19 protein-coding genes are annotated in these 20323 nt (G+C 62.4%); 13 read left to right on the forward strand and 6 right to left on the reverse strand.

Annotated elements, in window-relative coordinates:
- Positions 1 to 24: 24 nt before the first annotated feature.
- The 5 genes from D8M36_RS00875 to D8M36_RS00895 are packed head-to-tail and all read left to right on the forward strand — an operon-like array spanning position 25 to position 5687.
- The gene (locus D8M36_RS00875; RefSeq protein WP_126845976.1) at positions 25 to 1992 is read left to right on the forward strand and encodes a primosomal protein N' family DNA-binding protein; all 1968 of its coding nucleotides are present in this window, start codon (positions 25 to 27) and stop codon (positions 1990 to 1992) included.
- Positions 1993 to 2017: 25 nt separating this feature from the next.
- Positions 2018 to 2965, forward strand: a complete 948-nt coding sequence (gene fmt, locus D8M36_RS00880; protein WP_126845978.1) for a methionyl-tRNA formyltransferase — start codon at positions 2018 to 2020, stop codon at positions 2963 to 2965.
- Positions 2962 to 4524, forward strand: a complete 1563-nt coding sequence (locus D8M36_RS00885; RefSeq protein WP_126845980.1) for an RsmB/NOP family class I SAM-dependent RNA methyltransferase — start codon at positions 2962 to 2964, stop codon at positions 4522 to 4524. The genes fmt and D8M36_RS00885 overlap by 4 nt, the downstream gene beginning before the upstream one ends.
- A 12-nt stretch (positions 4525 to 4536) precedes the next feature.
- Positions 4537 to 5214 (forward strand): ribulose-phosphate 3-epimerase, encoded by a 678-nt coding sequence (gene rpe / locus D8M36_RS00890; RefSeq protein ID WP_126845982.1) that lies wholly within the window; start codon positions 4537 to 4539, stop codon positions 5212 to 5214.
- A 56-nt stretch (positions 5215 to 5270) separates the two neighbouring features.
- On the forward strand, positions 5271 to 5687 hold the full coding sequence (locus D8M36_RS00895; RefSeq protein WP_161970174.1) for a PH domain-containing protein: 417 nt from the start codon (positions 5271 to 5273) through the stop codon (positions 5685 to 5687).
- Here D8M36_RS00895 and D8M36_RS00900 read toward each other — a convergent pair.
- Positions 5677 to 6783: a DUF3866 family protein gene (locus D8M36_RS00900; protein ID WP_126845986.1), complete on the reverse strand. Its 1107-nt coding sequence runs from the start codon at positions 6781 to 6783 to the stop codon at positions 5677 to 5679. The genes D8M36_RS00895 and D8M36_RS00900 overlap by 11 nt on opposite strands.
- 38 nt (positions 6784 to 6821) lie before the next feature.
- Between D8M36_RS00900 and D8M36_RS00905 the strand changes: the two genes are divergently transcribed.
- The 8 genes from D8M36_RS00905 (at position 6822) to D8M36_RS00940 (ending at position 17166) form a co-directional block, all read left to right on the forward strand.
- Positions 6822 to 8780 (forward strand): WYL domain-containing protein, encoded by a 1959-nt coding sequence (locus tag D8M36_RS00905; protein ID WP_126845988.1) that lies wholly within the window; start codon positions 6822 to 6824, stop codon positions 8778 to 8780.
- Positions 8781 to 8889: 109 nt separating this feature from the next.
- Entirely contained in the window at positions 8890 to 9327 is a 438-nt protein-coding gene (gene tatA, locus D8M36_RS00910; protein WP_126845990.1) for a Sec-independent protein translocase subunit TatA, read from the forward strand.
- Positions 9328 to 9399: 72 nt separating this feature from the next.
- A complete protein-coding gene (gene tatC / locus D8M36_RS00915) occupies positions 9400 to 10287 on the forward strand; it encodes a twin-arginine translocase subunit TatC (protein WP_065247811.1) in 888 nt (295 codons plus the stop codon).
- Complete coding sequence (locus D8M36_RS00920) at positions 10284 to 11219, forward strand: diacylglycerol/lipid kinase family protein (RefSeq protein WP_126845992.1); 936 nt, start codon at positions 10284 to 10286, stop codon at positions 11217 to 11219. The genes tatC and D8M36_RS00920 overlap by 4 nt, the downstream gene beginning before the upstream one ends.
- Positions 11216 to 14053 carry a DEAD/DEAH box helicase gene (locus D8M36_RS00925; RefSeq protein ID WP_126845994.1) on the forward strand — a complete coding sequence of 946 codons (2838 nt, stop codon included), beginning with the start codon at positions 11216 to 11218 and terminating at the stop codon, positions 14051 to 14053. Before D8M36_RS00920 ends, D8M36_RS00925 begins: the two co-directional genes overlap by 4 nt.
- A gap of 139 nt (positions 14054 to 14192) precedes the next feature.
- Positions 14193 to 15803: an apolipoprotein N-acyltransferase gene (gene lnt / locus D8M36_RS00930; RefSeq protein WP_238638326.1), complete on the forward strand. Its 1611-nt coding sequence runs from the start codon at positions 14193 to 14195 to the stop codon at positions 15801 to 15803.
- A complete protein-coding gene (locus tag D8M36_RS00935; RefSeq protein ID WP_126845996.1) occupies positions 15800 to 16546 on the forward strand; it encodes a polyprenol monophosphomannose synthase in 747 nt (248 codons plus the stop codon). Before lnt ends, D8M36_RS00935 begins: the two co-directional genes overlap by 4 nt.
- Positions 16543 to 17166, forward strand: coding sequence for an FxsA family protein (locus D8M36_RS00940; protein ID WP_126845998.1), 624 nt, complete (start codon positions 16543 to 16545; stop codon positions 17164 to 17166). The genes D8M36_RS00935 and D8M36_RS00940 overlap by 4 nt, the downstream gene beginning before the upstream one ends.
- Positions 17167 to 17204: 38 nt before the next feature.
- Here D8M36_RS00940 and D8M36_RS00945 read toward each other — a convergent pair whose 3' ends face one another.
- From D8M36_RS00945 to D8M36_RS00965, 5 genes are all read right to left on the reverse strand, one after another.
- Positions 17205 to 17558 carry an RNA polymerase-binding protein RbpA gene (locus D8M36_RS00945; protein ID WP_016664563.1) on the reverse strand — a complete coding sequence of 118 codons (354 nt, stop codon included), beginning with the start codon at positions 17556 to 17558 and terminating at the stop codon, positions 17205 to 17207.
- A 72-nt stretch (positions 17559 to 17630) separates the two neighbouring features.
- Positions 17631 to 18461 (reverse strand): glycerophosphodiester phosphodiesterase family protein, encoded by an 831-nt coding sequence (locus tag D8M36_RS00950; RefSeq protein WP_126846000.1) that lies wholly within the window; start codon positions 18459 to 18461, stop codon positions 17631 to 17633.
- A complete protein-coding gene (locus D8M36_RS00955; protein WP_126846002.1) occupies positions 18461 to 19390 on the reverse strand; it encodes an SURF1 family cytochrome oxidase biogenesis protein in 930 nt (309 codons plus the stop codon). Before D8M36_RS00955 ends, D8M36_RS00950 begins: the two co-directional genes overlap by 1 nt.
- On the reverse strand, positions 19387 to 19782 hold the full coding sequence (locus tag D8M36_RS10260) for a DUF3099 domain-containing protein (protein WP_238638327.1): 396 nt from the start codon (positions 19780 to 19782) through the stop codon (positions 19387 to 19389). Before D8M36_RS10260 ends, D8M36_RS00955 begins: the two co-directional genes overlap by 4 nt.
- Positions 19772 to 20293, reverse strand: a complete 522-nt coding sequence (locus D8M36_RS00965; RefSeq protein ID WP_126846006.1) for a hypothetical protein — start codon at positions 20291 to 20293, stop codon at positions 19772 to 19774. Before D8M36_RS00965 ends, D8M36_RS10260 begins: the two co-directional genes overlap by 11 nt.
- Positions 20294 to 20323 lie beyond the last annotated feature (30 nt).

The raw sequence follows: 20323 nt of genomic DNA on the forward strand, positions 1-20323 counted from the left end.
ACTCTCGCCCCCGAGCGTCCCGTTGTGTCCGTGCACGTGCTGGGGACGCTCGCGCATCTCGATCGGGCTTTCGAATATGCCGTTCCTGACACGCTCGGTGCCGTTGCTCCCGGCATGCGCGTCAGGGTGCGTTTTTCCGGCCGCGAGCACGAAGCGCTCGTGCGGGACCGCTACGAACTTCCGGAAACAACGCGGCCACTCGCCCCTCTCCTCAAGATCGTGAGCGAGGATCGCCTCATCTCCGAGGGCATGTTTCGCGTGTGCGAAGAGGTTGCGAAACGGTACGCGGGCTCTCTCAGCGATGTGTTGCGTCTTGCGGTTCCCGCTCGCAGCGCTGCCGCGGAAAAAGCCCACCGCGCACGCCTCGAGCGTGACAGGGACACGAGTGCCCACGCTCCCGGGACTGCACACACCAGAGGCCCCGATCCCCTTCCAGATGAACGCTCCTATCGCGCGAAGTTTGCGGGGCTCGGCGCCTTTCTCGAGCATTCACGCGGAGGGGAGGCCACGCCACGCGCCGCCCTTGTCCTCGACCCCGTTGATTCCTGGATTTCCCTCGTGATCGAAGCGCTAAGAAGCCTCGATTCTGATGCTGGCGCGATCATTCTCGCGAGCGATCAGCGTGATGTCGATCGGCTCGCTCGCGCTCTCACGAAAAGCGCCATTGACCACGTCCAATTCGGTAGCGCCCAAGGACCGCACGCCCGTTACACGGCGTTCCTCTCGGCGCTCGACGGGCGGGCACGCGTGGTGATTGGCACGCGCAGTGCCGTTTTTGCACCCGTCAGGAATCTCCGCATGATTGTCGTGTGGGACCCGGACGACGATCTCTATGAAGAACCACGCGCGCCATATCCCCACGCGCGCACCGTTGCTCTCACTCGAAGCTTCCATAAGCGGTGCTCCCTCCTCTATGTTTCGCGGGCCCCGTCGGACTTCGCACGCTACTTGACCCTTGCCGGAACGCTTGCGGCCCTCGAACCCGTGCCCGCACCCCACGCAAGCACCCACCCCCGCATCGAACTTATGGACGCCTATTTGCGCGAGCGAGAGGGCGCGAGTGGATTTTCTCGCTTGCCTTCGCATGCCCACGCGGTTATTCGTCGCGGGCTTGCTGAGGGTCCTGTTCTCGTGCACGTGCCTCGAGCGGGGTATGCCCCGGCTCTTGCGTGCCGTTTTTGCGGGACGAAAGCCACGTGCGTTCAGTGTCACGCGACCCTCGCCGCTCCGGGGCGAGGCGAGCTCAGCTGTAGTGTCTGCGCGCGCCGGTACGGGCAGTACCGTTGTCACGAATGCGGGGGAGCGGACCTGCGCCCTCTTGTTCTTGGACAGGAACGCACTGCGGCCGACCTCAAGCGATCGTTTCCCCACGCCACACTTCACGTGTCGGGTGGGGCCTCGGGCATCGTGGACGACGCTGACGTCCACGACGGCGACCTCGTCATTGCGACCCCGGGCGCCGAACCTCAAGTGACAGGAAAGTATGCCGCCGCGGTCATCGTCGACGCCTCCGCGTCCCTCGGCCGAGCCGAGTACAACGCCGATACAGAAACAGTTCGGCGCTATTCCCACGTGATCGGGGCTACGCGTACCTTCGATTGTGGCGGGCAGGTTCTCGTGGTGGGGCCGGATCAACATCCGGCACTGCGCTCTCTCGTGCTCGTTCGCTCGAACGCTTTCATTGATCGTGTGCTCGAGGAACGAACCGAACTGGGGTTGCCTCCTTCCTCCAAGGTTATTGAGGTCCGCGGTGAGAGAGCAGCCTGCAGCGATTTTCTTGAGCGATTCGAAGCGCCAAAAAGCACCGAAATTTTCGGCCCTACGGAGGCCGCTTCCTTCGGCATCGACGCCGAAGCCAGAGTCATTCTTCGATGCCCCGTGAACCGCGCCTCGGAGCTTGTTGAGGCCGCTCGAGCAACGATGCTCGTGCGGAGTGCGAAGAAGCTGCCAGGATCGCTTCGCCTTCAGGTTGACCCGCCGCACGTGTTCTAGACGAGGCCGGTAGACTCGAAGCATCATGCGAATACTTTTTGCCGGAACGCCCGACGTCGCCGCGACGTGCCTTGCTGCACTCGCCGATTCCTCACACGAGGTCGTGGGGGTGCTCACTCAGCCCGATGCGCGTGCGAGACGCGGCAATAAACTCGTCCCCTCACCCGTCGCCTCGCTCGCAAAGGAGCGAGGCATTCCCACGCTTAAGCCCGCGGACGCGAAAAGTGATGAGACCCTCGCCTGGATTCGCGAGACCGGTGCTGAGGTCGCGGCGGTGGTGGCCTACGGCCAAATCCTTGACGCACGCATACTTTCGTCTCTCACTCACGGGTTCTTCAACCTTCATTTCTCGCTGCTGCCCGCTTTCCGTGGCGCGGCTCCCGTCCAGCGCGCGATCGAGCAGGGCTTGAGCCAGAGCGGCGTGAGCGTATTTAAACTCGACGAGGGGCTTGACACCGGACCTCTCGCACGACAGGAAGTGCAAGAAATCCCGCCGCTCGCGACGGCTGGCGAGATGCTCGAAAGCATGGGTGCTCACGGCGCGCAGCTGCTCGTCGAGGTTATGGAGGCGATCGAAGCCGATTCGCTCACGCTCGTGGAGCAGCCTTCGGAGGGGGCAAGCTACGCACGTAAGCTCCACCCCGATGAAGCCGCGATTGATCCCGCTCGACCCGCGAGTGACGTTGCCGCTCATATCAGAGCATTTGCCCCGAATCCGGGAGCTTTTGCGAGCGTCCGAGGCGCCCGCCTTAAAATTTTGGGGGTCGGTGCTGCCGAGGCTCCGGAAGGCATGATTCTCGCCCCGGGGGAGTTCGGCGTGACGAAAAAGAAAGTCTTTCTTGGAACGGCGACGCGACCAATTGAACTCACGATCGTGGGTCCAGCCGGAAAGAAACACATGGGCGCGGCCGACTGGGCGCGCGGCGCCCGACTTGAAACTGGCGAACGCCTAGACGAGGAGGGCGCGGCATGAGTGAAAAGCCGAGGAAATCCCGCGGGGGACACACGCAGCGGCACAGGAATGATGCCGGCCACGAACGCAGCGGCTCGCGCGGTAAGGGAGGCCCGCGTAAAGGCTATTCGCGTCATCGCCCTAGCGAACGCCGACGCCACACAACGCCTTCACGCCTTGCTGCCTACGAGGCTATAAGGCGCGTGAGCAGCGAGGACGCTTATGCGAATATCGTGTTCCCCGCTGTACTTCGTCGTCACCGCATCGAGGGTCGGGACGCGGCTTTCGCCACCGAGCTGTTCTATGGGTCCCTGCGCGCACAAGGCTGGCTCGATGCGGTTCTCGCGCAGTGTGTTGATCGACCTCTCACGAAAATCGAACCGGCCGTCCTCGACGTCCTACGCCTCGGCGCCTACCAAATGCTCGATATGGAAGTCGCGGCGCACGCCGCGGCGTCCGAAACCGTGGGCCTCGCCCGAGAAGTGACGGGCGCCGGCTCGGCCAGCCTCGTGAATGCGGTGCTTCGGCGCGTCGGCGAACGCACTCGTGAGCAGTGGCTCGACATCGTCGTGCCCTCACGCGACGACAACGCTGATCGCTTCCTCTCGATCACGTATTCGCACCCAGAGTGGATTGTGCGGGCGCTACGCGAGGCCCTCAAGGCACACGGTCGAGATCCACGCGAAATTGACGCGCTCCTGGCGGCCCAAAACGAGGCTCCGTCCGTCAGCCTTGTGATGCGTCCGGGCCTGACGGATGAGAACGAACTCACGAGGTCGGGCGCGACGCCCGGTAGGTGGTCATTGTTCTCCATGGCGTGGCCGGGGGGAGATCCGGGCCAAATCCCCGCGGTTGAAGAGGGGCGTGCCGCGGTTCAAGACGAAGGTTCACAGCTCGTCGCACTCGCCCTTGCGCTGGGCGCGGATACCCTCGTTTCCGAGCCCGATCACCATTGGCTTGACCTGTGCTCCGGCCCCGGCGGGAAAACGGCACTGCTCGCTGGAGCAAGCATTACCCATGACGCCGAGATCATGGCGGTTGAGCTTCAGGAACACCGCACGCGCCTCGTTGAACGCTCGGTCGCCACGCTCGTTGAGGCAGGTGCCGAGGTGGAAACGCTCACGGCCGACGGACGCGAGGTTGGGCAGAGATTCCCGGAGCAGTTCTCGCGCGTACTTGCCGACGTTCCGTGCTCGGGCCTCGGCGCGCTTCGTCGCCGACCCGAGTCACGCTGGCGGAAGAAGCCGGGAGACCTCGGCGGCCTCGCGCGTCTGCAGCGTGAGCTCCTCGACAGCGCCGTGCAGTCCGCCCAAGTCGGCGGGATCATCGCCTACGTGACGTGCTCGCCCCACGCGAATGAGACTCTTCTCGTGGTGAAGGAAGCTCAACGTCGCCATAAAGATCTCGAGGTGATCGATGCACGAGAGGCGGTTCGCGCAGGACTCCGTAGCGATGCGGGCGACATTGATCTTGGCGATGGTCCCTACGTGCAGTTGTGGCCGCACGTGCACGGCACCGACGCCATGTTCCTCGCGCTTTTGCGAAAGACCGACGCCACAACCACCTCGCACGTTCGATAGGAGAGTTCCACCGTGTATTCGACGTCTACGACGACCATTCACCCATCGATTCTCAATTGCGATTTCATGCAGATCGGTTCCGAACTGGACCGGATCAACAACGCCGAGGCCGCGCACATCGACATCATGGATCAGCACTTTGTGCCGAACATGACGTTTGGTGTGAGCATGGTCGAACAGATCGCGAAGCGGTCGCCAATCCCTCTCGACGCGCACCTCATGATCGATTCGCCCGATCGAGACGCCGTTGCTTATGCGGAAGCCGGAGCCCAGTCGGTCACTTTCCATGTGGAGGCTTCGAGTGCGCCCGTGCGTCTTGCGCGGGAACTTCGTGCCAAGGGGGTGAAGGCCGGGGTGGCACTACGCCCCGCTACGCCCGTCGAACCGCTCATGGACATCCTTGGTGAGTTCGACATGCTCCTCGTGATGACCGTTGAACCGGGTTTTGGCGGCCAGTCGTTCATAGAATCAATGCTTCCTAAGGTGCGTCGCGCAAGGAAGGCGATCAGCGAGCGGAACCTCGAGGTTTCGATCCAGGTCGACGGGGGCATTTCGCGCACCACGATTGAGAGTGCCGCGGAAGCGGGCGCGAATGTTTTCGTTGCGGGAAGTGCCGTGTACAACGCTCCCGACGCTGCGGCCGAAATCGACGCACTGCGCGCTCTTGCGCGCGCTCATCGCCACGCTTAACCCCCTCCATGAATGCCTCATTACCGCGCAGCGATGGAGGTCCTGGCGCCCTTCCGGTGACATTTCGCCCCCGCGCGGTGCGCACGTGGGGGTACATCGTCGCGGGAATCTTCGCCGTCGCGTGCGTTGCTATGGCCCTCACGCTCCCGCTCGTCATTCACCGAATTCTTGACTCCTTCGGTTTTGTTGTGCTTGCCCTGCTCGTGGGGTGGTTCTGCCACCGCCACGCGAGCGTGGAGGTCATGGCGAATGCCACCCACGTGCACATACGAAATGCCTTTTCGTCGCGGAGCTTTGAGTGGCCGGAACTCATCGGGGTGAGCTTCCCGGAAGGCGATCCGTGGGCGCACGTGGATTTGGCCGACGGCGACACCTACGCAGTCATGGCTGCTCAACGGGCCGATGGGGCCCGCGGAGTCGCCATGGCACGCGAACTCAATTCACTTATCGAGGAGCACTCGCTTACCTCGTAGCCTCCGACGCCGCGAGGGCACCCGCGAGGGCGCTATAGAGGAAGCTCGCGTAATCCTCGTCAAGGCCACGGCCCATGGTCGAGACGCGGATGGGGAGGTCGCGCAGTGCCTGTTCGAGGCCGTCAGGTGAGGTTTCGACAACGTGATGCTGCTGCGCCCCGCGCGCAAGGCGAGCTCTATTTATGCTCGCGTATGATCCGGCGATGCTCTCGTCGATCTCGCGCCTGTTCGGCGCCTGCACGCACGGCACTTCGACACTCGGAAAGAGCATGCGTTCGAGCACGATTCGAGAATGATGGGAAAGACCCACGTGGCGTTCGCGGGGATCGGCTTCGGAAACTCGCGGTGCGTGAATCGCGCGGGCGCCCATGGCACAGGCGGCGTGGAGGGCATCGGCGATCGCGATCGAGCCGAATCCCCAGCGGGTGCCCGTACCGAGGTTGCCGGGGCCCTGGGCGACGATCACAGCATCGGCCTCAAAGTGAGCGCGCGCGGCGGCGAGCGCGGAAGGGATGGACACGGCTTCGGCGTCGCCGCCAAAGGATTGCCCCGCGCTGATCGTGGCCGCGAGGAGGCCTTCCTCGCGCAGGCGCGCATTCGCACGAGAATACGCTACGGGAAGCGCAGCCCAGTCCGTGTGCACATACACGAGGCGAGCCGCGGGGGAGTGGGCGCGAAAACCTGCAGCGATGGGTCCGACGGATGAATGCAAACCGGCGACCACCACGCTCATCCCCTCGAGGTCCTCAAGAGCGTCAATGGCGTCGTGAGACTGCGAAGCCGGATCGTCAAGTGCGTTCACCATCATTTGCTGAGGGGTATAGCGCGCCTTCATCATGTGCCCTTCCGGCAGCGCGGTCTCGCCCTCGGCATCAAGATTGGCGACAACAAAGGCATCCCCGCCTGTCCCGAGACCTTTGCGAAGCGCGTTCGTATTGAGAAGGAGTCGATCACCCGGCTTGGGAGTACCAACTATTTCCAGATACGAGAGCGCGCTCACGCGGCTACCGTCGGAATCAAGTGCAACCCACATCCGGCTGACACCCGGCCACGCATCTCGTTTTTCGAGCACCGTTCCTGTTTCCTGCGCGATCATGCCCCAAGCTTATCGAGCCGCCGCGCTAGTCTTAACGCGTGCCACCCACCCATAATGTCGAGCGTCTTTTGAGCCTCGCCCTGACCCTCACGTCGAGCACGAGGGGTCTCACGCGTGAGGAAATCACCGAGTTCGTGCCTGGCTACGACCGCATGAATCCCACAAGCGTTCGCCGCCAGTTCGCGCGTGATCTTGCGCGACTCAGTCGTCTTGGTCTTGACGTGTCCTCTCACCCTGACCTCGTGAATCCTTCGACCCTTCGATACACCGCATCCGTGCGCGAGGGGAGAGCGACGACCGCCTCCTTCACTGAAACAGAACGGCTCATGCTCGCTTCGGCCGCAGCGATGTGGAACGCTGAATCCACCGGGAGCCTCGGTGCGCGTATACGTGCGAAGCTCGCGTCTTACGGGATTTCGACCGCGGCGGAAATGGCGCGCGGCGCGCTCGGTTCTTCTCCGGCAACGACGCCGCTGCTCGAGGCGCTCGAATCGCGGCAGTCAGTTGTTTTTTCCTATCGCTCGTCTACTTCGCAGAACGCACAAAGGCGCAAAGTCGAGCCGTGGGCGCTCGATGTTGTTGACGGCCGCGAGTACCTCTATGGATTCGACCTCGAACGCGAGGCCCCACGCCTGTTTCGTGTGAGCCGCATCGAATCGATTCCCCTCGAAGGTCCCGAGGCAAAGCATCCACGCCACGCTCATCCCCCTATACGAGAGTTGCTCTCCGAATCGGGAAGTCGCGAGGATGATGAGCCTCAAAGCCCTCCCATACGCGTGCGCATTGCCCCCTTCAAGGCCCTTGCACTGCACACGGCCCTAGGCCTGAGTGCCGCCGAATCCGTGATCGACCTGCCCGCATCGCGCGCGAGGGGACTGCTCGAATCAGCGTGGGCCGAACCCCTGTGGGTGAGCCTCGAAGGAGAGAGTGCGCTTGCCCTCACGTGGGAGCGCACAAGAGAACGCATTGCCGCCCTGCACGCTGGATCGCCTTCACTCACCTGGGAGGAGGCTAGATCCTTTGAAAAAATCAAGCTTAAACGCGCCCGCGACGTGGGAAGCGGCGAAGGCGAACTGACGCGCCTCAGCGCCGAAATTGCTTACCTGCACGCCCACGGCGAGGTCGACACGGCGACGATGGCGAAGGAGTTTGGCCTCACGAACGAGGAACTTGAGGCCGATCTCGACGTCATCTATAACGCGGGGGACTATTCGCGAGGGTACGACGACTTGGTCGACGTGATTCGCGACGACGGGTACGTGTCCATCTCCGGCGCCGAGTCGCTGGCCCATCCCATGCAGCTCAGCGCGAGTGAAACGAGTGCGCTTCTCATGGGACTCGAAGCGCTTTCCGAATCGGGCACGAGCTTCCCGAGCGAGGATCTCAGGGGATTGACCTCCAAGCTGACCGCCCTGCTGCCCGAAGGGACGGCGGTTGCCGAGGTGCCGTCGGATCCAACACCGACCCATGAAACTGAAGCCCTCCGTCGCGTTCTTCGCGCCCGCGCGCGCGGTGGCTCTGTGCGGATCATGTATTCGCCTCCCACCAGAGAGGGTGTGAGCGTGCGCGATACTAAACCGCTCGAGGTGAGTTCTCGATACGGGATGCTCTACATTCGCGCCTACTGCGAGCTTTCCGAAGCCGAGAGGGAATTTCGATCCGATCGCATCGTCGAATCGTGGGCCCCCGGCGATCCTTACGCCCCTGAGATCGGTGACCGCACGACCCCGCTCTCCTTCCCGCTAGAGGATTGGCCTAGCGTGACGCTCGCCATCGGCCACAAGGCCCGATGGGTCCTCGAGGCGTTTGGGGCGAAGGATCTTCGCGCTGAACCCGATTCCGGACGGATCATCGCGCGTATCCAGCCGTCCTCACCCCATGCTCTGCTCGCGGCGGTCTTCGAAACCGGGGGCGAGGTAGAAATTCTTGACCCGGATCACATTCGAGAGGCCGTGCGTGGCGTGGCTGAGACCAAGGTCGCGCGTCTAGGGGAGTAGGCTGGTGCGGCCGAGACGATCCGGACTGACCGGTGGTGTCTATGCGAAAATATTTTCACGTGTCGATCTTCTCGGCACATACATCACACGCTTTGGATGGTGATTACACATGAATTTCTTTCGGAGCCCTTGGACGGTCCTGATACTCCTTGTTCTTGTCGTGCTCCTTTTTGGCGCAAACAAGCTTCCGGGCCTCGCACGCAATCTTGGCGAGTCCATGCGCATTTTTAAGAGCGAGGTTTCCGAAATGCGCAAAGACGATGAAAATAGCGACCACACCGAGGCCTCGATCGACGTCAAGCGTGAGCGCGGCGAGCGTTCGTACGACGCGCGCGACGACCGTGATCGTGACTACCGCCGTGAGGATCGTGATCGTGACTACCGCCGCGACGACCGTGATCGTGACTACCGTCGTGACGATCGCGACCGTGACTACCGCCGCGATGATCGCGACGACTTCCGCCGTGAAGAACCGGTGCGCGAGGCTCGCGATCGCGAGGACTTCCTCGGCGACGGCCGCTCTGACGACCTCTACCGCCGCGACTGAGACGAAACGCATCTAGCGTGCCCGGCCCTCCACTGGCGAGGACCGGGCAGAAACTGAGGGTAGGCGACACACGTGGCAAAAAAGAAGAAACGCCCCCGCGATCCGGAAGGGCGCATGAGTCTTGGCGAACACCTCGCCGAACTTCGTGACCGCATCTTCATCGTCGCGGTATTCGTGGTCCTCTTCTCGATTGCCGGTTGGTTCCTTTACTACCCGCTCTATGAGGCACTCGCCGTACCGTTCCGCGAACTCAAAGGCCTCGGGTATAACGTTGCGATCAACATCGGCGGTGTTGCCGGTACGTTCGAAACTCACTTGAGGCTCGCCGCCTACATCGGTGTCGCACTGAGCATCCCCGTGATCGTCTACCAAGCGTGGGCGTTCATTTCACTCGGTCTCAAAAAGAATGAGAAGCGCTGGGCACTGTCTTTCCTGTTCTCCTCGGGGCCGCTTTTTCTCGCCGGCGCGATCTTCGGATACTTCGCGATCACGCGCGCGATACCGATCCTCATGACCTTCGGGCCGAACAAGGAAGTTCTTCAGCTCGTGGAGTTCCGCGACTACATCGAGCTCGTCGTCAAAACCTGCATGGTGTTTGGGATTGCCTTCATCTACCCGGTGTTCCTCGTTGCGCTGAACATCGTGGGAATTCTCCCGTGGCGCACAATCCTCAAGGGATGGCGCTGGGCGATCCTCCTGAGCTTCATTTTCACCGCGGCTATGGTGCCTACCCCGGAGCCGATCACGCTTTTGCTCGTGACCTCGCCCTTCCTTGTCCTGTTCTTCGGTGCCGTCCTCGTGGCCTACATCCTTGAGACTCGGCGCGAAAAGCGGCTCAAGAAGCAAACGGCCTTCACGGAATCCGGCGAGTACATTCCGTCGGAGATCGCGCTTCCGAAGTCTCTCGACGACGCGTACGCCGACTCCCACAAGGATTCGGGCGGCTCGAACGACTCATGAACCGCCTGCGAGTTGGCGTGATCGCGAACCCGTATGCGGCAAAGCGTCGAGCCGGCACCATCGGTCATGATGTTTGCGCGCTTCTCAGCGTGGCTGGATTGTCGGTGGTCGATCTCTCCGCCCCCGATGCGCGCACAGCCCAGCGCCGTGCACGTGCGGTTCTCGACACGCTCGATGCGCTCGTAGTCGTGGGAGGAGACGGCACGGTCGCACTCGGCGCCTCCCTCGTGTGCGGGACTCGCACACGACTCGGCATCGTCCCGGCCGGCTCGGGAAACGACCTGGCCCGTGCCCTCGGGCTTCCTCTTGGTGATCCCGACGCCGCCGTGCGCACCATCGTGTCCGCGCTTGCACGCCCTGAGCAACGCATCGACGCGATTGAGACCCACTTTGAAGGCGAGGGGGAAACCGAGAGCGTGATCGCCCTCGGCAACCTGAACATGGGTTTCGATGCCATTGTGAACGCACGCGCGAACCGCTCCCGCTACGGGTATACGGCAGCGGTTGCGCGCGAACTTCTCGCGTACAGGCCACGCGAGTACTGGGTTGAAATCGACTGTGGTGCCCGCACCGAGTTCGAAGCCTCACTTCTGACGCTCTGCAACTCGGGCTACTTCGGCGGGGGAATGAAGTATTGCCCATCCTCGCGCCTTGATGACGGCATACTCGAACTGGTGAGCGTCGCGGGTATCCCGCGCGCTGGACTTGTGCGGTTTTTCCCTCGCGTTTTCTCCGGTACTCATGCGAGTCTCGAGCAATATACGCTCACGCGGTGCACGAGCCTGAGGATCGGCTCGCGCGAGCCGCTGGAGGTATGTAGCGATGGGGAGTCGCGTTCGTTCCTCCCGCTTCACGCACGGGTCTTGCCCGGGGCGGTGAGCATCCTGTCCCCACCCCTTCACGACGACGAGACAGAGGAAGGAACAGTATGAGTGAGCACACGATCGCCAACATCCGCGAAGGCTTCACCGGGCGTTTCTCGTTTGACCTCGATCCCTTCCAGCTGAGCGCCATGGACGCGCTCGATCGCGGAAGCTCTGTACTCGTCGCCGCACCTACCGGGGCTGGGAAGACCATCGCGGGGGAGTACGCGGTGCACCGCGCGATTGCCCACGGGGTCAAGGTGTTTTACACAACCCCCATCAAAGCGCTCAGCAACCAGAAATATCAGGAACTCGTCGAGTGGCTTGGGCACGAAGCCGTGGGGCTCGTGACGGGTGACGTCAACATCAACTCCGAGGCACAGGTTGTGGTGATGACGACCGAGATCCTCCGCAACATGATGTATGCCGATTCCCCCACGCTTCACTCGCTCGGCTACGTCGTCATGGACGAGGTCCACTACCTCGCCGACCGCATGCGCGGACCCGTGTGGGAAGAGATCATCATCCACCTGCCCCGCAGCGTGCAGCTCGTGGCGCTTAGCGCGACAGTGTCCAATGTCGAAGAATTTGGCGCGTGGCTCGAGGAAGTTCGCGGAAGCACGGAGGTGATCGTCTCGGAGCGCCGGCCAATTCCGCTGTGGCAGCACGTTCTCAGCGATCACGAACTCATCGACGTGTTTCTCGACGAAGATGGCCAGGCGACGCCTTCGCACGGTCCCTTTACGCATAGACGCTACCGCGAGGTCAATCCCCTGCTTGCCGAGATCGGCAAGGACTCGTGGGAGAAGGTCCCCACCGACCGCCGCCACGGATCCAACCGCCGCGGGCGGAGCCGCAAGCACGGAAGGTCGGGCCGGCGGGGGTATCGTGATCGGCGCCAGGACCAGCGCGGGCACCGACGTTCAAGTCGACATGACCAGCAGATGCGTCCTCGCGCCATGAGCCGCGCGGATGTCGTTTTCCTCCTCGAGAAGAAGGGCATGCTTCCCGCCATCTTCTTCATTTTCTCCAGAAGCGGCTGCGATCAAGCCGTATCGCAACTCATGCGCGCGAACGTGCGTCTGACCGACGACGCGGAGCGCTCTCAGATTAAGGAAGCCTTTCGGGCTGCGCTCGGCGATGTGCGCGCGGATGACTACGACGCACTAGGGATCGGCAGAATCGAACGCGCCGCCATGAACGGACTCGCCGCCCACCACGCCGGGCAGCTTCCCGCGGTCAAAGCCGTGATTGAGGATCTCTTCGCGCGGGGCCTCGTCAAGGTCGTATTCGCAACGGAAACGCTCGCGCTCGGGATCAATATGCCCGCACGCACGGTCGTGCTCGATAAGCTCACAAAATTCAACGGCACAGAACATGCGCAGATCACCCCGGGCGAGTACACGCAGCTCACGGGGCGCGCAGGGCGCCGAGGTATTGACGTCGAGGGGCATGCGGTGGTCGTGGTCGGATCCTCGATAGCGGCCCAGGACGTCGCCGGGCTTGCCTCAACGCGCACGTACAAACTCCGCTCGGCATTCAGGCCCACCTACAACATGGCCGTCAACCTGCTTGGCCGCTACAGCCTCGAAGAGGCCTACGAAACGCTTGAAAGCAGTTTCGCGCAGTTTCACACAGACCGAAGCGTTGTCGCGCAAGCCCGCAAGGCGCGCGAAAAGCACGACGTGGCCGAGCAGTATCGCGAGGCGATGCATTGTTCGAAGGGCGATATCGCCGAATACGCGGACATCCTCGAAAAAATCTCCGCGAGGGAAAAGGAATTGAGCCGCAACCGTGCCGACAAACAGCGCGAGCGCACCCGCTCGATCGTTGGCAAGCTTCGACGCGGCGAGATTATTGCGATCCCCGGCGGGCGCCGCTCGGGATTTGCCGTGGTGATCGACCACGAGAAAACCGTGAAGGGGCCACGAGTATGGGTCGTGACCCGCGAGGGGCAGCTCAGGGATCTCTACACCGAGGATTTTTCCGCGAGTCCCATGGTTCTCGAAACAATGAGGGTCCCCTCCCTTGACCGCATACGAAGCGCTCGCGTACGTAAGGACACAGCCTCGGCACTGCGCGAAAAGCTTCGCGGTGAAGAGTCGCCCCGAAAGGCTGTGAGGGCCCGTTCAACGGGGAAAACGGCTAACCTCAACCACGATCCTCTTCTGGTAGAACTTCGCGAAGCACTGCGCGCACATCCGTGCCATCACTGCGAGGAGCGCGAGCAGCACATGCGATGGATATCCCGCTATCGGAAGGCGGCACGCGAGGCGGCCCGTGCCGAGCGAACAGTCACCCAGCGCACTTCTCATCTCGTGCGGCAATTCGACCGCGTGAGGGCAGTTCTTGAAGCGCTCGGGTATGTGGGAGAGGCCGACGCCACAGGGCACGTCAGCGTGACTTCGAAGGGCGAGCTACTGAAACGCGTCTATTCGGAGCGCGACCTCATCGTGTGCGAGGCTCTTGACCAAGGAGTCCTCGAGGGCCTCTCGCCGGACGCGCTCGCAGCGGTTGCGAGCGCCCTCAGCTACGAGCCTCGACGCGATGATGGCGGGAGCGAGGACCACGATGATCGCGCCGTCACTCGCGCCCTCTATGCCCTCTCCTTCCTCGTCGATGACATCAACGTTCAGGAAAGGCGGGCCGGGCTCGAGCAGACTCCCGCTCCGCACCCTGGTCTTTGCTCGGCCGTGTACCGCTGGGCGCACGGGGAAGGATTCGCACAGTCGGTTGGCAATATTCCCGTGGCGCCCGGAGACTTTGTTCGCCACGTTCGGCAGGTCATCGACCTTCTTGACCATCTCGCTCACGTCCCGGGGGCGGCACACACGGGGGTTGCAGCAACCGCACGTAAGGCACGCCTTCAGCTTTTGCGCGGGATCGTGGCTCAAGATATGTAAAAGCGCTGTTTTGAGAAACAGTCTGTGTCGGTCTACCGGTGAAGGCGAGGAATGACGGTTAAGAAGAGGCGTGCGGCGTTCATCTTCGCTCGCTCCTTGGCGCCGTTGTTCGTCTGCTACGTCGTGCGAGGAGCCGCGCGTGAAGGCTAAGAACAGCACAACCGAAACTGAGACCCGCGAAATCCTCGTACCCCATTTCGAGGGCGAAAAGTTTACGCCCCCAGTTTTTGCCCTTCTGAGCGCGGTGATCGGTGGTTTCCTGTTCCACTTCGCGTTTGATCCCTATGGCCTGTGGGGCCTTTTGCCGCTTGCTCTCGGCGCTCTCTTTTTTGCGTCGTTTACGCGACGCGCGAGCGTGGCGTTCTTGAGTGGTCTTGCCTTCGGAATCAGCGCTTTCATCCCTCTTTTCTCATGGGCGAGTATCTACGCTGGGCTTGGTCCGCATCTCGCGCTCGCCATCTTCGAGGCCTTGTATATCGCAGTGTTCAGCGTGCTCGCACGGTTTATTCTCGTGCGCCGGGGTATCCGTTTCTCAAGCAGTGTGGGTATTGCCTGCCTGTGGGCGATCACGGAGTTCGCCCGCGCAAGCGTGCCGTGGGGCGGGCTCTCCTGGGCAATGAGTGCCTTTGCCTACGCCGATTCCCCGCTCTTGAATTTCGGACCGTGGCTCGGGGTGACGGGGCTCGGGGCCATCTCAGGTGTGCTTGGCGCCTATGCTCTCAGCACCGTGGGCGCACTGACGTTCCGCCGCGCACGCGGCCGCAACGGGGTGCACGCCGTGTGGCCAGCCTCCGTGGCCATCATCATCGTGCTGTGCGCGCTCGTGACGCCCAGGCCGGCCAACTCTGTGGATGCAGGCCATCATTCGCTTCGGGTCGCCGGGATTCAAGGAAACATCGAACGTCCCGAAGCCGGTTCTTACTACATTCCCGACACGATGTTCGACAACCACGTCGAGCAAACGCGCGACTTTCTTGCGGGCGGAGGTCATGCACGGCTTATCGTGTGGCCAGAGGATTCAACCGGCTGGGATGTGCAAAACAACCATGAGCGCATGGCCACTCTTCAACAGCTCGCACGTGACGCTGGTGCTCCCCTTCTCGTCGGCACACAGAGCCCTGATGGGGAAAAGGCCCGCATGAACACCTCGATTCTTCTTGACGCCGAGGGACCCACTGGCCAGGAATACACGAAACGACACCCGGTTCCCTTCGGGGAATACATTCCGCAGCGTGATTTTTTCTCGAAGATTACCGACAAAGTTTCGCTGGTGGAGCGGGATATGACCCCGGGCACCCGGGTCGGAGTGCTCGACCTTTCAGGCACCGAAGTAGGCGTACTCATTTGCTTTGAAATCGCCTATGAGCAGAGCGTCGCCGATACCGTCAACGCGGGCGCTGAGCTGCTCGTCGTACAGTCCAACAACGCCCTCTTCCTCGACTCACACGAGTCCGTCCAGCAACTCGCACAGGCCAAGGTATTCGCCGTTATTTCTGGCCGGAGCGTCGTTCATATTTCTACCGTCGGAGATTCCGCTATCTACACCCCTGAAGGGCGGAAACTCGCAAGCCTCGACCACTGGACCGAGGGGACGATGGTTGCCGACGTCCCCGTGCGTACGGGTCTCACTCCCGCGATGGAGCACGGAGTCGTGATCAGAGGAATCATCGCGGCCCTTGCCGGCGTTGTTCTTCTTGCAAGTCTCCTCGCTCCGCCGCGCACGATCAAAGAAAGGCGCTCACGCCCGTGACCACGCTCGTGATCATTCCTACCTATAACGAAATCGACGCGCTCCCGCCGACTCTGACACGGCTGCGGGAGGCCGAACCACAGGCTCACGTCCTCGTTGTCGACGATGCCTCACCCGACGGCACGGGAGAGTGGGCCGAGCAGATGTCGACCAACGATGACCACGTGCATGTTCTCCATCGCACCGACAAAGGTGGACTCGGCCCGGCGTATCTCGCTGGTTTCGCGTGGGGACTCGAGAACGGCTACGACGTCTTGTGCGAGATGGACGCCGATTCTTCCCATCGGCCCGAGCAGCTCGGCACCCTCCTCACCGCGCTCGAACGCGGTGCCGATCTCGCGATCGGATCGCGCTGGGTCACCGGCGGGGCCGTGCACAATTGGCCCCTGAACCGCGAGTTGCTGTCACGGGGCGCCAATACCTACGTGAATCTTGCCCTCGGTCTCGGGGTGAATGACGCAACGGCAGGCTTCCGCGCGTTTCGTGCTGACGTTCTCGAGACCGTCCTTGCGGGTGAATCTATTGCAAGCCAAGGCTATTGCTTCCAGGTCGATATGACTCGCAGGGTTCGCGCTGAGGGTTTTGTCATCCGCGAAATTCCCATCGACTTTGACGAGCGAGAATACGGAGAATCAAAGATGAGTTCCGCGATCATTCGCGAAGCTATGCTCCGCGTGACGCAGTGGGGCCTTGAGCACCGTCTCTCGCAGGCTCGTAGGTTCGTGAAAGCAGGTGCCCGATGAACACTTCTCAGAAAACCCGCTCGGTTCCCGCTTGGGCGCTGCCGGTCGGTGCCATCCTCCTTGGGATCCTCGAAATTGCGCTCCTCATCTGGATCGGTTCAGCCACGCGCTGGTGGATTCCACTGCTTCTTATCGCGCTCGGCTGGGTCGTGGGGTTCGCACTCGTGCTTTCCGCGGGTCAGCAATCACTCACGCGCATCATCTCGCTATGGCGTGCCGCAACGGGGCGAGGGGAGCGCAAGAAGCATCTTTCGCGCCCCGCTTTTACCCTCATTTCCGCCGTGCTTTTCTTCTTTCCCGGCGTCCTCACTGACATCGCGGGCCTCGTACTTCTCCTCACCCCCGTGCAGGAAAAGACCCTCACCTCGATGGGGCTCGGTGCTGGTTCCTCTCCACGACGATTCCTCTTCACCTCTCATCGTGGGGCGGCTATCGAGAGTGAAATCGTGATCGATACAACCTCGCAGGCGTCGGAGCCGCCAAGGAGTGCATACCAGGGCGGCTCCTCCCACGTGAGCGGAGATTCCCCCCAGATCGACGCGAGCGATCGCACGCGACGCGACGGCCACGATCACCGAGACGGAAAAACGCCGCCCCCTTACGAGGGCGACGTTCTCTAAAAGGCTTTGATCCCGGCCTGGATGGCCGGGCTTGGCTGCTACAGGAAGTGGCGGTTCGAGTGGAGCTTGCCGGCTCGTAGCAACTCGAGGCGCTTATCGAGAAGCTCCTGGAGTTCTTCCTCCGAGCGACGTTCGAGAAGCATGTCCCAGTGCGTGCGCTGAGGTTTGCCGGGCTTCCCCTCGGGCTTTTCGTGGTCGCGAAGGACAGCGGTCTCGCCGCAGCGGCACTCCCACACGAGGGGCACATCAGCCTCAACCGAGAAGGGGAGAATGATGATGTGCTTATTGGGGCAGTCGTACTTCGCTTCTTGGCGCGGCGCGGCGAGTACGCCGTCATCCGTTTCCATCGAGAGCGAACCGAGTCGGGTGCCTCGCAGTGAGCGAGAGTTCATCAAGCGACCTTCTTCCCTACGTAGTCCAATATGGACGCCTCCGCCGGCTCTGCGCCGGGCATTCACAAGCTTTCAACGCTTCGGCCGGGGGCGATATTCCCCTCCAGGTCCCGTGCGGCGTGCGGCACGGGCCTCGCGAACCTTCACGAGCCGATCAACACGGTTACTTACGATACCATCCACCCCCATGTCCAGCAGTGCGTGCATGGTCGGTTCCTCATCGATCGTCCACGCGTGCACCTCGCATCCAGCGCGGTGAGCGGCAGCAACAAAACGTGGAGTGATGACCTTGATCCCCCTGAAACGAATGGGGACTTGGAGCGCTGCGTAAGGCGCGAGCATTCTTGCGTTCAGGCGCTCGACACCGAGGCTCGACGACGCGAGAAAGGCAGCCACGGTAGAGCGGGACGCACTCGCCATCACTGGACGCCCGCACTCCCGGCGCGCCAGTGCGACAACCTCACGCGCGACCGCAGGGTTGAAGCTCGTGAGGCACACGCGACGCCCGGCTCCCGTTCTCGCAATGGCCGCTACCGTTGGCGCAATTGCGCGAGCGCTTTTCACATCGATGTTGAAGGGCACATCCGAAAAGGCGTCCAGGGCTTCTTCAAGCCGAGTCACCGTTCCCGCGCCTTGAACGCGCACGGAACTAAGCTCTGTCCAGGACGTTTCAGCTACGGCTCGGTGGTCTCCCCGGGCGATACGAGAAAGACTCGCGTCGTGAATGGTGAGCGCCACGCCGTCGCTACTCGCGCGTACGTCGGTCTCGAGTACGTCGGCTCCCTGCGTGAGCGCCGCTTCAAATGCTTCGAGAGTATTTTCCCCGCCGTGAGGGGCAAAGCCGCGGTGCGCAATGGCACGGGGGAGTGGGCCCGAAAAATATCGACGCTCCATCTCACTCATCACTCTTGCCTTTCTTCGAGAAGCGAATCTTCCTCGTCCTCGTCGGTCCCACGAGACCTGTGGTGGCCCCCGCGAGTAGAACCGTAGCGATAAGACCGTCCGTGTGCGGAGGGCGATGCCTGACCCCCGGGTGCCCCGGGCGCTGAGGAAGCGTCGGGCTCCGCTTCTCTTTCTTCGGCCTCATCGCGCAGTGTACGACGCACCGCGACCACAAAGCCGAGGAGGAAGAACACCGAAAAGATCCACCATTGGAACGCGTACGAGAGGTGGGGTCCAATCGACGTCTCGGGTTTGCTAAGGCCGGCAAGACCTTCCGGCGCGGTACCGTTTTCGCGCACGGCCTCGCCGTATGTGCCTTCGAGCACCTGGGTGAGCCCGGGCGCTTGTGAAACGACATCGGGGGCGTTCACGGAATGAAGCTGCCCTTCGACCTGAGGCCTGTCTGTAAGGCGCGGCTCTGTGGGCCTCAGCCGGGCGACAAGCTCCACCTCGCCACTTGGAACATCGGGGCGGGTCGCGGGAACCGAATCCGTTTGCCCCGCGACGACCCACCCTCGCACCACGAGGAGGGTCTGCCCCGATACCGCCTTAAAAGGCACGAGCTGCCAAAAACCCACACTTGAGCCTTGCACGCGGTTTCGAACATAGAGCACGCATTCAGGCTCCGCACAATAGTGACCGCGAGCTTTCACAACCGTGTAATCGTCGCTCGCGGCAAGCTTCGTCCGTGCCGAGGCTGGAGCGTCGGCAAGGGGAATTGGTTCGGCATCGTAGTGCTGTTCGATCACGTCCGCACGGGCGTTCTTTTCCTCGAACCGATGCCACTGCCAGATCCCGAGGCGCACGCACGTCAAAGTAGCGAGGAGAACAAAAAGAAGGGCGAGCGCCCAGCGCCACGTGGCGACGACGCGCAGATTCGCACCCCTCACAGGTGCTCACCGCCCCAGGTCTCGCGCACCGCGCCATCGTCATCAACCGTGATAAACGGCTGTGAGGCCTCCGCGGTGAGAACGAAAGGCGCAGGCTGCGAGTCGTGACTCTGAACTCCCGTAGCGCCCGTAGGAACTGCTTGATCGTTGGCGACGAGCACGGCAAAAAGAGGGAGAATGACCGCGCCGATGAGCGCGGCGAGCTTCCACGCGCCAGGCACAACGATGAGGAGCACGAGACACACCATGCGGATCGCCATTGCCACGATGTAGGTGCGCGAACGGCGCGAAACATCAACCGATCGGGCAACGGGAATGGCCGCGGGAGGGGTCGAAAACGACGTGTGGTCACTCGCGGATGGAAAAGAGCTTTCGAGGCGCTCAGAGGGCATGAAAACCCGTCGTTGGCAAACGGTGCACGAGTGAAGCCGCCGCGCTTTCCCCCTTGGGGAGTTCATTCATCGCATAAGAGTAGAGCTGCGCAAACCCGTACACGCTAGCGGCCGCAAGCACAAGGCCCACGAGGCACAGGCACAGATTCACGATGAGCCTTCTCCTACCAGCGTGCGGATCGTGCGGACCGAAAGCACGCGGTTTCTCGGGAGGAAAGCCATTCACGAGTGCGGTACCGGTGTCGCGCATGTCGACGTGCCCGGGTAGCTCTACTCGAGCTGGGTAGTGGCCTGCGCGCTCGGCAACAACACCGCTCGCACGGAGAGTTTCACTTCGAGTGACGGGAGCCGGAACAGCGGGGGAAGGTCCGACGGTTGCCTGGTCAAAGTCGAGGCGCCAGCCAGCGGGTATTTCGGGCCATCGGGGATCGGGGCTCCACGACGCGGGGAGATCACCCGTTCCGTCGGGGGGCTCAGGCCATGACGGAGGCGGATTGAAGCGCTTAGCCATCGGTGCTCTCCTCCCAAGCGCGAATCAGGT

This window comes from Dermabacter sp. HSID17554 (assembly GCF_003989295.1).
Lineage (GTDB): Bacteria > Actinomycetota > Actinomycetes > Actinomycetales > Dermabacteraceae > Dermabacter > Dermabacter vaginalis.

Excerpts from the sequence above, each read along its gene's own strand:
- D8M36_RS00885 (WP_126845980.1), top strand. The coding sequence starts at position 2,962 with ATGAGTGAAAAGCCGAGGAAATCCCGCGGGGGACACACGCAGCGGCAC.
- D8M36_RS00950 (WP_126846000.1), bottom strand. The coding sequence starts at position 18,461 with ATGAGTGAGATGGAGCGTCGATATTTTTCGGGCCCACTCCCCCGTGCC.
- D8M36_RS00925 (WP_126845994.1), top strand. The coding sequence starts at position 11,216 with ATGAGTGAGCACACGATCGCCAACATCCGCGAAGGCTTCACCGGGCGT.
- fmt (WP_126845978.1), top strand. The coding sequence starts at position 2,018 with ATGCGAATACTTTTTGCCGGAACGCCCGACGTCGCCGCGACGTGCCTT.
- D8M36_RS10260 (WP_238638327.1), bottom strand. The coding sequence starts at position 19,782 with ATGCCCTCTGAGCGCCTCGAAAGCTCTTTTCCATCCGCGAGTGACCAC.
- D8M36_RS00900 (WP_126845986.1), bottom strand. The coding sequence starts at position 6,783 with ATGATCGCGCAGGAAACAGGAACGGTGCTCGAAAAACGAGATGCGTGG.
- D8M36_RS00965 (WP_126846006.1), bottom strand. The coding sequence starts at position 20,293 with ATGGCTAAGCGCTTCAATCCGCCTCCGTCATGGCCTGAGCCCCCCGAC.
- D8M36_RS00940 (WP_126845998.1), top strand. The coding sequence starts at position 16,543 with ATGAACACTTCTCAGAAAACCCGCTCGGTTCCCGCTTGGGCGCTGCCG.
- D8M36_RS00920 (WP_126845992.1), top strand. The coding sequence starts at position 10,284 with ATGAACCGCCTGCGAGTTGGCGTGATCGCGAACCCGTATGCGGCAAAG.
- tatA (WP_126845990.1), top strand. The coding sequence starts at position 8,890 with ATGAATTTCTTTCGGAGCCCTTGGACGGTCCTGATACTCCTTGTTCTT.
- D8M36_RS00945 (WP_016664563.1), bottom strand. The coding sequence starts at position 17,558 with ATGAACTCTCGCTCACTGCGAGGCACCCGACTCGGTTCGCTCTCGATG.